Below are 12,529 nucleotides of genomic sequence, written 5' to 3'. Positions count from 1 at the left end.
CGAACCGGATCGATGGCGATGTTCTTCGCCGGCGAGAAGAATGGCCGCCTGCCGTCGCTGCGTTTCCATCGCGGTGGACAGCTCGTGAATTCCGACCCTGCGGCATCGCGAATTGGCTATCTCCACGGATCGATCACAGCGCCAAGATGGCGGTAGATTCAGATGCTCCGAGGCGCTCGGCGAGGAATATGGCCTCGCCGGCCGCCCAGACGTTTTCGGCGCGGCTGCCACGCCCCCCGCCGCGGCAGTGCGGACTATGCCGCCAAGGCGCCTGACTTCTTGGCCGTCCAGGTGGCGATGTAGTCCATCAGGCCTGGGTTGAGGCAGTCATAGGGTTCGAGCCCGATCGACTTCAGCTGGGCGCGGATGCCGGCCATGCGGCTCGGGTCGACGCCGGATTCGATGATCGAGGAGACGAAGGCGGCGAAGCCAGGCGGCGACCAGCCGTCCTCCTCGAAGCGCTCGGGATGGATGAACGACAGGCCCTTGAAGGGATGGTCGCGCTCGACCGGGCCGTACATGTGCACGCCGCAGCCGGTGCAGGCATGGCGCTGGATCAGCGCCGCCGGATCGACCACCTTCAGCTTGTCGCCGTTCTCGGTGACGGTGACGTCGCTTGTGCCGGCAACCGCCACCACCGAGAAGATCGCGCCTTCCGGCTTCCAGCACTTGGTGCAGCCGCAGGCGTGGTTGTGGGCGATCTGGCCCTTGACCTTCACCTTCACCGGGTTGCTGGTGCAGGCGCAGACCAGCGTGCCGCCAGAGAAGCTCGCACTTTCCTTCGGCAGGCCGTTGTCGATCTTCGGATGCAGTTTTTCCGCCATTTACACTTCCTCCCATGTTGACCACAAAGGGCGCGGGCGTTTCGGGCCGCGGCCTAGCGGCAGCTTCAGTAAACCACGACACTGCGGATCGACTTGCCCTCATGCATGAGGTCGAAGCCCTTGTTGATGTCTTCCAGCTTCAGCGTATGGGTGATCATCGGATCGATCTGGATCTTCTTTTCCATGTACCAGTCGACGATCTTCGGCACGTCGGTGCGGCCGCGCGCGCCGCCGAAGGCGGTGCCCATCCAGGTGCGGCCGGTGACCAGCTGGAATGGCCTGGTCGCAATCTCCTGGCCGGCGCCGGCGACGCCGATGATGACCGACTTGCCCCAGCCGCGATGCGAGGCTTCCAGCGCCTGGCGCATCACCTTGGTGTTGCCGGTGCAGTCGAAGGTGTAGTCGGCGCCGCCGATCTGGTCGGCGCCGCGCTTGGTCATGTTGACCAGGTAGGGCACGATGTCGCCGTCGATCTCCTTCGGATTGACGAAATGCGTCATGCCGAACTTCTCGCCCCAGGCCTTCTTGTCGTTGTTTACATCGACGCCGATGATCATGTCGGCGCCGGCAAGGCGAAGACCCTGGATGACGTTCAAGCCGATGCCGCCGAGGCCGAAGACCACCGCGGTCGCGCCCTGCTCGACCTTGGCCGTGTTGATGACCGCGCCGATGCCGGTGGTCACCCCGCAGCCGATGTAGCAGATCTTGTCGAAGGGAGCGTCGGGATTGACCTTGGCAACCGCGATCTCCGGCAGCACGGTGAAGTTGGAGAAGGTCGAGCAGCCCATATAGTGGAAGAGCTTTTCGCCATCGACCGAGAAGCGCGAGGTGCCGTCGGGCATCAATCCTTGCCCCTGCGTGGCGCGGATGGCGGTGCACAGGTTGGTCTTGCGCGACAAACACGACGGGCACTGCCGGCATTCGGGCGTGTAGAGCGGGATAACATGGTCACCCTTCTTGACCGAGGTCACGCCCTTGCCGACGTCGACGACGATGCCGGCGCCCTCATGGCCCAGGATCGCCGGAAAAATGCCTTCCGGATCGGCGCCCGACAGCGTGAACTCGTCGGTGTGGCAAATGCCGGTCGCCTTCACCTCGACCAGCACCTCGCCCTCGCGCGGCCCCTCGAGGTCCACCTCCATGATCTCCAGCGGCTTTCCCGCACCAACGGCAACTGCGGCTCGCGTTTTCATGAGGCATTCCTCCCAAGGCAGTCGAAGAATTTCCCATCCCGGCGGGCTTGAGGCCTGCCTTGCAACAAAAAATTCCATTTCCTGGTTGCCGTGAGGTCGCGATAATCGAACGATCCACCTTATAAGTCTATTCTACCAAGGTCCCCCTCCCTCACCCGCCTCGAGGCAGTTGCGTTGTGGACGCGGTGCCGATCCCGAGGCTCGATTCGGAAATTTCCGCGCAGTTCCGGCGAGCCGTCACGCCCGACCTCCTCGCTATGGGAATAGGACTAAAGCAGAGCCGTGACGCTCTGCTCGCCAGGTTGATAAATCCCGCGGGTTCACTAAGCTCGACTCGGGGCACCTTGACTTTGCGCCGGGCCGGCAACGATCGGGCTCAAGCGCAAGAATGGGTAATTCTGTCGATGACAAGCGCGGTGCCGGGCACCTTGGCGGCCCTTTTGTGCTTTCTGTCCCTGACCGCTGGAGCTCCGGGTGCGTTCGCCCAGCAACCGACCGTGCAGCCGGCCGGAGCGATCAGGCCGCAAGGACAGATAACCGAAATCAAGATCGGCTATTTACGGGCCTACGCGCCGCGGCTGACGCTTTCCCTGCTCGACCTACCGCCGCGTGACGAAGGGGTCGCCGGCGCCAATGTCGCCATCGGCGACAACAATACGACGGGCAAGTTCATCAAGCAGAAATTCAGCCTCGACGTCGCCGAGATAAAGCCGGAAGCCGATGCGGTCCAGGCATTCGACGACCTGATCGCCAAAGGCGACCGCTATGTGGTCGCGGACCTCTCGGCCAAGCAGTTGCTGTCGATCGCCGACATCGCGCGCGACAAGGGGGTGCTGATCTTCAACGTCGGCGCCACCGACGACAGCCTGCGCGAAGAGGACTGCCGCATAAATGTCTTCCACATCGCGCCGACGCGAAGCATGCTCGCCGACGCGCTGGCGCAGTACCTCATGGTCAAGAAATGGCCGAACTGGGCGCTGCTCTATGGCTCGCATGATGAGGACCACCTCTATGCGGACGCGTTGCGCCGCGCGGCGGCCCGCTTCGGCGGCCAGATCGTGGCGGAGAAGGAATTCAAGGACACCGGCACGGCGCGCCGCACCGATACCGGAGCCACGCAGATACAGCAGCAGATTTCGGTATTCACGCAAGACCTGCCGGAGCATGACGTGCTGCTTGTGGCCGATGAAAGCGAGGTGTTCGGGACCTACGTGCCCTACCGCACCTGGACGTCGCGGCTGGTCGCAGGCACGGCCGGTCTCGTGGCATCGTCATGGCACCCCGCGAGTGAGCAGTGGGGCGGCATCCAGATGCAGAGCCGCTTCCTGAAGACGACAGGCCGGCGAATGCTGTCCAAGGACATGTCGGCCTGGACGGCCGTGCGGGCCGTCGGCGAAGCCACCACGCGCACCAATGGCGACGATCCGAAAAAGATCAGCGATTACATCCGCTCGGACGATTTCTCGGTCGCCGCCTTCAAGGGACAGAAGCTGACCTTCCGCAAATGGAACCTCCAGCTGCGCCAGCCGATCCTGCTAGGCGATACCAAATCGGTCGTTTCGACATCTCCCCAGGAGGGTTATCTCCACCAGGTCTCGGAGCTCGACACCCTCGGCATCGATCAACCGGAAACGAAATGCGTTCTCAAGTAGCGCCAATCGGGAGGAATTCGTGCAGAGACGAGCTTGGGTACTCGCCATTGTCGCAACCGGCATCATGGCCGGCCCCGCATCGGCCTACACGGCCTATGTCTCCAATGAGAAGGACAATACGATGACCGTCGTCGACACGGCGACCATGCAGGTGGTCAAGACCGTCGACGTCGGCCAGAGGCCGCGCGGCATCACCATATCGCACGACGGCAAGTTCATCTATTTGTGCGCCAGCGACGACAATACGATCCAGATCATCGACACCGCGACGCTTGAGGTCGTCGGCACGCTGCCCTCCGGCGACGATCCCGAATTGTTCGTGCTTTCGCCCGACGGCAAGACGCTCTACGTCGCCAACGAAAACGACAATCTGGTCACCGCGATCGACGTCGACGGCAAGGAAGTCAAGACCGAGATTCCGGTTGGCGTCGAACCGGAAGGCATGGCCGTCAGCCCAGACGGCAAGACCATGGTCAACACCTCGGAGACCACCAGCATGGCGCATTTCATCGACACCGAGAGTCATGACGTAACCGACAACGTGCTGGTCGACACGCGCCCGCGCTTCGCTGCGTTCAAGCCCGACGGATCGCAGGTCTGGGTCAGCGCCGAGGTCGGCGGCACCGTCAGCGTCATCGATAACGCCAAGCGCGCGGTGGTAAAGAAGATCAAGTTCGCGATTCCGGGATTAAGGGCCGAAACCATTCAGCCGGTAGGCATCGCCATCAGCGCCGACGGCAGGAAGGCCTATGTCGCGCTCGGCCCGGCCAACCATGTCGCGGTGATCAACACGGAAAGCTACGAGGTGGAAAAGTACATCCTCGTCGGCCAGCGCGTCTGGCATCTGGACTTCACCCCCGATCAGAAAACACTGATCACCACGAACGGCAATTCCAACGACATCACTTTCATCGACACGGCGACCGACGAGCCGGTTCAGTCGGTCACCGTCGGCCAGCAGCCCTGGGGCGTGGCCATATCGCCCCAATGAAGCAGCCGGAAGACTGGGCCTGCCGCCAAGGCCAAAGGCGGCGAGCGCGCTAGATAAGCATCCGAAGAGAGCCATCCATGCAGCACGCGAGGACGAGGAAAGCGGAAGATGAGGTGGCGGCGCTCGACGTCGCCGGCGTCAGTCATTCCTATGGTCCGAAGCGGGCGCTCAACGACGTCTCGTTCTCGATCGCGCCTGCGACCTTCACCGCGCTACTCGGTCTCAACGGTGCCGGCAAGACAACTCTGTTCTCGTTGATCAGTCACCTTTACGACACGCGCCGGGGATCGATCCGCATCTTCGGCCATGACGTCAGCCGTGCTTCCGGCGAGGCGCTCAGGCGTGTCGGCATCGTGTTCCAGGCACGCACGCTCGATCTCGATCTGAGCGTGTACCAGAACCTTTCCTATCACGCCTCGCTGCACGGCATCGGACGGCACGAAGCCCGGCAGCGCATTGCGGCGCTGATCGAGACGGTCGACATGCGGGGCCGTCAGCATGACAAGGCTCGCAGCCTTTCGGGCGGCCAAATGCGGCGCATCGAGATCGCCAGGGCGCTGCTCCACCGCCCTTCCCTGCTGCTGCTTGACGAGGCGACAGTCGGTCTCGACATCCAATCGCGCGCGGGCATTCTCGCCACCATCCGCAAGCTGGTCGAAACCGAGGGCATCGGCGTGCTTTGGGCCACCCATCTGATCGACGAGGTCTATGACGGCGACCATGTCGTCGTGCTGCGTCAGGGTGACCTTGTCGCCAAGGGCCAGGTCGCCGACGTCGTCAAGGCAAGTGGCGCCGGTTCGATCAGCGACGCCTTTTCGAGGCTCAGCCGCAGCGAAGCAGCCGGCATCGCGGAGATCTCGCCATGAGCGCTTCCGCAATGCCGGAAAAGGTCGCCGCCGCCCCGCCGCGGGCGTCCGGCGCGTTCGGCCTTCGTCACTATCTCATCTGCCTCAAAGGTATCGTCGTACGGGAATGCCTGCGCTTCCTGCACCAGCGCGAGCGTTTCATCTCATCGCTGGTTCGACCGCTCGTCTGGCTGTTCATCTTCGCCGCCGGATTCCGACAGGTGCTCGGCGTTTCGATCATCCCGCCCTACAAGACCTACGTGCTCTACGAGGTTTACATCACGCCAGGCTTGTGCGGCATGATCCTGCTGTTCTCGGGCATGCAGTCTTCACTGTCGATGGTCTACGACCGCGAGATGGGCAATATGCGCATCCTGCTGGTCAGTCCATTTCCCCGCTGGTACCTGCTGCTGTCGAAGATGCTCGCCGGCGTTTCGGTATCGATCGCACAGGTCTACGCGTTTCTGATCGTTGCCTGGTTCTGGGGCGTGAAGGCGCCGCCGCTCGGCTATTTGTTCGTGCTGCCGGCCCTGTTCCTGTCGGGCATGATGCTTTGTGCGCTCGGCATGCTTTTGTCCTCGATGATCAAGCAGCTCGAAAACTTCGCCGGCATCATGAACTTCGTCATCTTTCCCGGCTATTTCGCTTCTCCTGCGCTCTATCCTTTGTGGCGCATCCAGGAAGCGAGCCCGCTTCTCTACAAGCTCTGCCTCGCCAACCCCTTCACCTACGCCGTCGAACTGATCCGCTTCGCCTTCTACGGGCAGGTCGACTGGGTGTCGCTGGGCGTCGTGGCCGGCTGCACGCTGCTGTTCCTGGGAGGTGCCATCATCGCTTACGACCCTTCGCGCGGCCTGATAACCCGCAAACAAGGCACGGGAGGAAACGGTTGATGGAAAGGATGAGGCTTGTTTGCAGCCTGGTTGCGGCTGCCACGCTCGTACCGAGCGCCGGCGCCACCGCCGCGAATACTGATCCGGACTGGCCCTGCGTGCAGCGCAAGGTACCGCAACTTTCGCTCGGCCAGGTCTGGAACGGGCCGGATATCCCGGCAGCCGCGAAGGACTGGTCGGAGGACCCTTCGGTCTCCGCCTTGGTCGAGGAGGTGGCGGCTCGCAGGCTGCCGATTGCGGACGCCCAGAAGAAGATCAAGGATTTCGCGGCCTCGCTGCCCGCCGGGCAACTTGCGCCGAAAATGGCGATGCTCGAGCAGGGCATGTTCGACCACATGGACGCCGAGCGTTCGCATGTGATTTCCGGCATATCCCGCTACGCCCACAGGCAACTCGAAATGGCCGCCGAATTGCGCAAGGAAGCGTCCGATGTCGATGCGTTGCGTGCAAAACCCGACGCCGATCAGGACGAGGTCGAGCGACGGACGGACCAGCTGAATTTCGCGACACGAATCTTCAACGAGCGTGCGCAATCGCTGACTTACGTCTGCGATGTGCCGACGATAATCGAGCAGCGGCTGTATCAGCTGTCCAAGACTGTCTCGGAAACGCTTGCCCCGAAGAAATAGTCCGTCAGGTTCCCCGGCCGGGCAGCACACGCCAGCGCTGCACGAAATAGCCAGGATGTGTCTCCAGCCAATGGGCGACCAGCGGCTGCGCCTGCATGAAGGCCACTCCGGGATTCATGGCCAGGCCGTCCGCCATTTCCTCGCGTTGCTCGCAAGTCTGCGGCACCGCCGTCATGCAGACCATCATCACGATTGTATAAAGCATTGCCCCTTCCCCTTCGAATTCCCGAACCCCACGCCCGGGACGCATAGCGATTTGCATGCAGGGTTGGCTGCCCATCCGTCTTGTTTGCGAGTATGAAGCGCGTGCCCCTGCCCTTTCGCACTGCAACATACCATGCGAGCCAACCAACCGCCATCGATGGCGGTGCGTTTTCCACGCCCTTGTCGGCTTTTTGTCGCATGATTTCTTCGGCCGGTATGTCTGGCGCTTCACTCTCTGGCCGCTTTCCAGGCGCTCTCATTTTTGCCTCGGTGCTGCTTCCTTCGCTTCGGCGTGCGGATACAGTTTGCCGAACAGGGGCAGATACGTTGCGCCCTTGCGCATCAGGAAATCGTTGAAGGTCGCCATCGCCGGCGAGATCACGTGGTCGGTGCGCATCACCGAAAACCATTGCCGGCGGATCGGCATGCCGACCACGTCGAGAATGACGAGCCGGCCCGCTTCCGTTTCCGCGGCAATGGTGTGGGCGGAGATGAAGGCGATGCCGAGACCTGCCATCACCGCCTGCTTGATCGTCTCGTTCGAGCCCATCTCGACGCCGAGATCGTCGATCCGGCCGGGCACGTCGCTCAGGAATATCTCCAGCGAGATGCGCGTGCCCGAGCCCGGCTCGCGAATGATGAAATGCTCCTCGGCGATCCTTTCCTTGGAAATGTCGCGTGCCGACGCCAGCGGGTGTTCCGGCGGCGCGATGATGACCAGCGGGTGATCGCCGAAGACCGAAGCGCGCACCGAAACTTCCTTGGGCGGACGGCCCATCAGCGCGATGTCGATGTCGTGGTTCTTCAGGCTATCGATCGTTTCGGCGCGATTGCCGATAGCAAGCCGCATGTCGATGTCGGGATGCTGCTTCATGAAGCCGGCCATGAGTCGCGGCGCGAAATATTTGGCGGTCGAAACGACGCCGAGCCTCAGGCTGCCGGTGCGCACGCCCTTGATGGCGTCCATCTCGTCGTCGAGCAGACGAAGCCGCTCCTCGATAGCGTGCGCCGCCTCGACGAAGGCCAGCCCTGCGGCGGTGGGACGCATGCCGTCCGACGTCCGGTCGAACAAGGCCAGTTGGAACTCCTCCTCCACCTGTCGCAACTGGATCGTCACGGCTGGGGGAGAAAGGCCTAACACCTTGGCAGCGCTGACGATTTTCCCGTGGCTGACGATTGCCTGAACGGTCTTGAATTGCTTGAGCGTGAGGTTTCTCATGCAGCATAATAAATTTTTTTTACTGCCTAAGTAAAGTTATTGAATTTTACTTAGTTCGGATCGTTTGGTTTCATCTCTCAATCCGGCCTCGAGGAGATACCGCCGGACCGGGAGGTTACGATGCCGGCGCCAACACTCGACGCTTTTCTGAACTCCTATCTCGGCGACCCGCCGGACGAACGCCGCTCCACGGTCGTTGCCACCATCCGTCAGCTCACGCAGGCCGCCACCAGGGTCCGCAACGCCATCAACCAAGGGGCGCTCGGCACCGCTTTTGCCGGGACCCGTGGCGCCAATCCCAACGGCGATGTCCAGACGGATCTCGACGTCTTCGCCGACGACATCTTCCTCGACGCCATGCGTCACGCTCCGGTCGCGCTCTATGCCTCCGAGGAGCTGGAGCAGCCGGTCCTGCTCGACAGGCAAGCCCCCCTGGCCATCGCCATCGACCCGTTGGATGGCTCCTCCAACATCAACACCAACGTGTCGGTCGGAACGATTTTCTCCCTCCTCCCTGCAACTGGCGCGCCGGACGCCAATCCGGCCGCCTCCTTTTTGCAGGCAGGCGTGAGCATGCTGGGCGCCGGGTTCTTTATTTACGGCCCGCAGCTGGCACTCGTTCTGTCGCTCGGCAGCGGCACGCATGTCTTCGTGCATTCGACCAGGCTGGGCACCTTCGTCCAGGCCTACGAAAGCCGGATAATCCCGGAGCGGACCCAGGAGTTCGCCATCAACGCCGCCAATTACCGCCACTGGGACGAGGCCGTGCGCCTCTACGTCGACGACTGCCTCGAAGGCACCGAAGGCCCACGGGAGAAGGACTTCAACATGCGCTGGATCGCCTCGCTTGTCGCCGACTGCTATCGCATATTGATGCGCGGCGGCGTGTTTCTGTATCCCGGCGACCAACGCAGGGGTTACCGCCAAGGCCGGCTTCGGCTCGTCTATGAGGCCAATCCGATTGCCTATTTGATCGAGCAGGCGGCCGGTGCCGCGACCGATACGATTACCCGCATCCTCGAAATCGAGCCCGACAGCCTGCATCAGCGCATACCCGTGGTCTTCGGATCCGCGCGGGAAGTCGCGCGGATCGCCCGCTATCACACCGAACCCAGCGCTATCGGCGAGCGTGCGCCGCTGTTCAGCCGTCGCGGACTTTTCAGGGCCTGAGCAGCATCATGTCGGCGAAGCACCCCATCATCACCATCACCGGGTCGTCGGGCGCGGGCACGACCTCGGTCAAGCGCATCTTCGAGCTGATCTTCCGGCGCGAGAACATCGAAGCAGCCTTCATCGAAGGCGACGCCTTTCATCGCTACGACCGCGCGGCGATGAAGGTGGCGGTCGCCGAACAGGAAAAGGCCGGCAACCCGAACTTCACCCACTTCCATGCCGAGGCCAACGAGCTCGGTATCCTCGAGGAGGTTTTCGAGGAATATGGCCGCCGGGGGACCGGAAGGACCCGCACCTACGTCCATGACGAGGACGAGGAGAAGCTCACCGGCACACCGCCGGGAAATTTCACCGAGTGGCGCGAATTCGCTCCCAGCGACCTGCTCTTCTATGAAGGCCTGCACGGCTGCGTCGTCACCGACAAGATCAACCTAGCCAGGCATGCGGACCTCAAGATCGGCGTGGTGCCGGTCATAAATCTCGAATGGATCCAGAAGATCCATCGCGACCGCGCAACACGCGGCTATTCCACCGAGGCGGTGATGGACGTGATCCTGCGCCGCATGCCGGACTATGTCCGCTTCATCGTCCCGCAATTTTCGCAGACCGCGATCAACTTCCAGCGCGTGCCGATCGTCGACACCTCCAACCCGTTCATCGCCCGCTGGATTCCGACCCCAGACGAATCGATGCTGGTCATCCGCTTCGCCAATCCTCGCGGCATCGATTTCCCTTACCTGCTTTCCATGATCCACGACTCCTTCATGTCGCGGCCGAATTCCATAGTGGTGCCGGGCAACAAGCTCGACCTTGCCATGCAGCTGATCCTGACGCCGCTCATCCTGCAATTGATCGAACGCAAGAAACGTGTGTCGTGAGGAGGACGCCATGACCAGCCTGGCAGCATTGAAGTCCGTCGCCGCCGCCGTCTCCGAGCGCGACATGGCGAACGCCATCCGCGCGTTGGCCATGGACAGCGTGCAGAAGGCCAACTCCGGACATCCGGGCATGCCGATGGGCATGGCCGACGTCGCGACGGTACTGTTCGGCCGCTTCATCAATATCGACCCGACAGCGCCGGACTGGCCAGATCGCGACCGCTTCGTGCTTTCGGCCGGGCACGGCTCGATGCTGCAATATGCGCTGCATTACCTGCTCGGCTACGAAGACATGCCGATCGAGGAATTGCAGCAGTTTCGTCAACTGGGCAGCCGTACCGCCGGACATCCCGAGCATGGCCACGCGCTTGGCATCGAGACGACGACCGGTCCGCTCGGACAAGGCATTTCGACCGCTGTCGGCATGGCGCTGGCGGAGCGCATGCTTGCTGCCCGCCACGGCGCCGATCTCGTCGACCACTACACCTACGTGATCGCCGGCGACGGCTGCCTGCAGGAAGGCATCAGCCACGAGGCGATCGACCTCGCAGGTCACCTGAAGCTCTCCCGCCTGATCGTGCTCTGGGACGACAACGCGATCTCCATCGACGGACCGACCTCGCTGTCGACATCGATGGATCAGCCAGCCCGGTTCAAAGCAGCGGGATGGCTTGTCCAGTCGGTGGACGGCCACGACATGGAGGCCGTCGCCGCGGCAATCGAGACCGCGCGGCAGTCGGATCGGCCATCTCTGATCGCCTGCCGCACGGTGATCGGCAAGGGCGCGCCCAATCTGGGCGGTTCCGAAAAGACGCATGGCGCGCCGCTGGGCGATGCGGAGATTGCCGCAACGCGGCAAAACATCGGCTGGGCCTACGCACCGTTCGAGATGCCGGACGATATCCTTTCCGCATGGCGCGAGATTGCCGAGCGCGGGCAAGCGGCGCGGCGCGCCTGGGAGCAGCGGCTTGCCGCCTCGCCGCGGCGCGAAGCCTTCGAGCGCGCGATCGGCGGCAAATTGCCCGATGCCGTGTTCGAGGCACTTGGCGCCTTCCGTAAGGAGCATGTCGAGAAGGCGACCAAGGTTGCAACGCGCAAGGCCTCCGAAATGGCGCTTGCCGCGATCAACGGCTCAACCGACCTGACGGTCGGCGGCTCCGCCGATCTCACGCATTCGAATCTGACGATCACCAAAGGCATGGATCGCATCGTGCCGGGTGGTTACGCGGGCCGCTACATTCACTACGGCATCCGTGAGCACGGCATGGCCGCGGCCATGAACGGCATCGCGCTGCATGGCGGGTTCGTGCCCTACGGCGGCACCTTTCTGTGCTTCGCCGACTATGCGCGCGGCGCGATGCGGCTCTCGGCGCTGATGGGCCAGCGTGTCGTCTATGTGATGACGCATGATTCCATCGGCCTCGGCGAGGACGGCCCGACCCATCAGCCGATCGAGCACCTGGCGATGCTGCGGGCGACACCGAACCTCAACGTCTTCCGTCCGGCCGACATCGTCGAAACGGCGGAGTGCTGGGAACTGGCGCTGAAGAGCGAGACCCGGCCGAGTGTGCTGGTGCTCTCGCGCCAGAACCTGCCGATGCTGCGCCAGGCACACGGCGACGAAAACCGATCCGGCCGGGGCGCCTACGTCTTGCGCGAGCCGTCCGCGCACCGAGCCGTGACGCTGGTCGCCACCGGTTCGGAGGTCGAGATCGCCGTTGCCGCCGCCGAGCGGCTGGAGACCGAACACGGCATCGCCGCCGCGGTCGTCTCGATGCCGTGCTGGGAAGTGTTCGAGGAACAGGATGGGGACTACCGCAAGTCCGTCCTCGGCTCCGCGCCGCGCGTCGCCGTGGAGGCGGCCGCCCGCCTCGGCTGGGACCGCTGGATCGGCGACACGGGCGCTTTTGTCGGCATGACCGGCTTCGGCGCCAGCGCTCCCGCGCCGGACCTCTACCGGCATTTCGACATCACGCCCGAAGCTGTCGCCGCAGCGGCGCTGAGGCTCATCATCTAGGAGGACCGACA

General features: G+C 63.1%; 12 protein-coding genes. 8 read left to right on the top strand and 4 right to left on the bottom strand.

Annotated features, from left to right (window positions below):
* Positions 1–254: 254 nt before the first annotated feature.
* Together gfa and QAZ22_RS15415 are read right to left on the bottom strand one after the other, a co-directional pair.
* A complete protein-coding gene (gene gfa / locus QAZ22_RS15420) occupies positions 255–824 on the bottom strand; it encodes an S-(hydroxymethyl)glutathione synthase (protein ID WP_278207638.1) in 570 nt (189 codons plus the stop codon).
* Positions 825–889: 65 nt separating this feature from the next.
* The gene (locus QAZ22_RS15415; protein ID WP_278207637.1) at positions 890–2,017 is read right to left on the bottom strand and encodes an S-(hydroxymethyl)glutathione dehydrogenase/class III alcohol dehydrogenase; all 1,128 of its coding nucleotides are present in this window, start codon (positions 2,015–2,017) and stop codon (positions 890–892) included.
* A gap of 404 nt (positions 2,018–2,421) precedes the next feature.
* Between QAZ22_RS15415 and QAZ22_RS15410 the strand changes: the two genes are divergently transcribed.
* The 5 genes from QAZ22_RS15410 to QAZ22_RS15390 all read left to right on the top strand — a co-directional run bounded on the left by QAZ22_RS15410 (position 2,422) and on the right by QAZ22_RS15390 (position 7,027).
* Complete coding sequence (locus tag QAZ22_RS15410) at positions 2,422–3,669, top strand: ABC transporter substrate-binding protein (RefSeq protein WP_278207636.1); 1,248 nt, start codon at positions 2,422–2,424, stop codon at positions 3,667–3,669.
* Positions 3,670–3,733: 64 nt separating this feature from the next.
* The gene (locus QAZ22_RS15405; protein WP_278207857.1) at positions 3,734–4,660 is read left to right on the top strand and encodes a PQQ-dependent catabolism-associated beta-propeller protein; all 927 of its coding nucleotides are present in this window, start codon (positions 3,734–3,736) and stop codon (positions 4,658–4,660) included.
* A gap of 77 nt (positions 4,661–4,737) precedes the next feature.
* Positions 4,738–5,526 carry an ATP-binding cassette domain-containing protein gene (locus tag QAZ22_RS15400; RefSeq protein WP_278207635.1) on the top strand — a complete coding sequence of 263 codons (789 nt, stop codon included), beginning with the start codon at positions 4,738–4,740 and terminating at the stop codon, positions 5,524–5,526.
* A gap of 11 nt (positions 5,527–5,537) precedes the next feature.
* On the top strand, positions 5,538–6,398 hold the full coding sequence (locus QAZ22_RS15395; protein WP_278207856.1) for an ABC transporter permease: 861 nt from the start codon (positions 5,538–5,540) through the stop codon (positions 6,396–6,398).
* Entirely contained in the window at positions 6,398–7,027 is a 630-nt protein-coding gene (locus QAZ22_RS15390; RefSeq protein ID WP_278207634.1) for a hypothetical protein, read from the top strand. Before QAZ22_RS15395 ends, QAZ22_RS15390 begins: the two co-directional genes overlap by 1 nt.
* A gap of 4 nt (positions 7,028–7,031) precedes the next feature.
* Here the strand turns inward: QAZ22_RS15390 and QAZ22_RS15385 are convergent, their stop codons facing one another.
* Positions 7,032–7,232, bottom strand: coding sequence for a hypothetical protein (locus QAZ22_RS15385; protein ID WP_125001907.1), 201 nt, complete (start codon positions 7,230–7,232; stop codon positions 7,032–7,034).
* Between the two features lie 255 nt (positions 7,233–7,487).
* The gene (locus QAZ22_RS15380) at positions 7,488–8,450 is read right to left on the bottom strand and encodes a LysR family transcriptional regulator (protein WP_278207633.1); all 963 of its coding nucleotides are present in this window, start codon (positions 8,448–8,450) and stop codon (positions 7,488–7,490) included.
* Positions 8,451–8,570: 120 nt separating this feature from the next.
* Between QAZ22_RS15380 and QAZ22_RS15375 the strand changes: the two genes are divergently transcribed.
* Genes QAZ22_RS15375 through tkt form a run of 3 tightly spaced genes read left to right on the top strand, consistent with a single transcriptional unit; the run spans position 8,571 to position 12,518 of the window.
* Positions 8,571–9,620 carry a class 1 fructose-bisphosphatase gene (locus QAZ22_RS15375; protein ID WP_278207632.1) on the top strand — a complete coding sequence of 350 codons (1,050 nt, stop codon included), beginning with the start codon at positions 8,571–8,573 and terminating at the stop codon, positions 9,618–9,620.
* 8 nt (positions 9,621–9,628) lie between these two features.
* Positions 9,629–10,501 carry a phosphoribulokinase gene (locus QAZ22_RS15370; RefSeq protein ID WP_278207631.1) on the top strand — a complete coding sequence of 291 codons (873 nt, stop codon included), beginning with the start codon at positions 9,629–9,631 and terminating at the stop codon, positions 10,499–10,501.
* A 10-nt stretch (positions 10,502–10,511) separates the two neighbouring features.
* The gene (gene tkt, locus QAZ22_RS15365) at positions 10,512–12,518 is read left to right on the top strand and encodes a transketolase (protein WP_278207629.1); all 2,007 of its coding nucleotides are present in this window, start codon (positions 10,512–10,514) and stop codon (positions 12,516–12,518) included.
* Positions 12,519–12,529 lie beyond the last annotated feature (11 nt).

The organism is Mesorhizobium sp. WSM4906 (genome assembly GCF_029674625.1).
In the GTDB taxonomy this organism is placed as follows: Bacteria; Pseudomonadota; Alphaproteobacteria; order Rhizobiales; family Rhizobiaceae; genus Mesorhizobium.
Note: the sequence above shows the minus strand (reverse complement) of the source record. Positions and strands in the feature narration are given on the sequence as shown.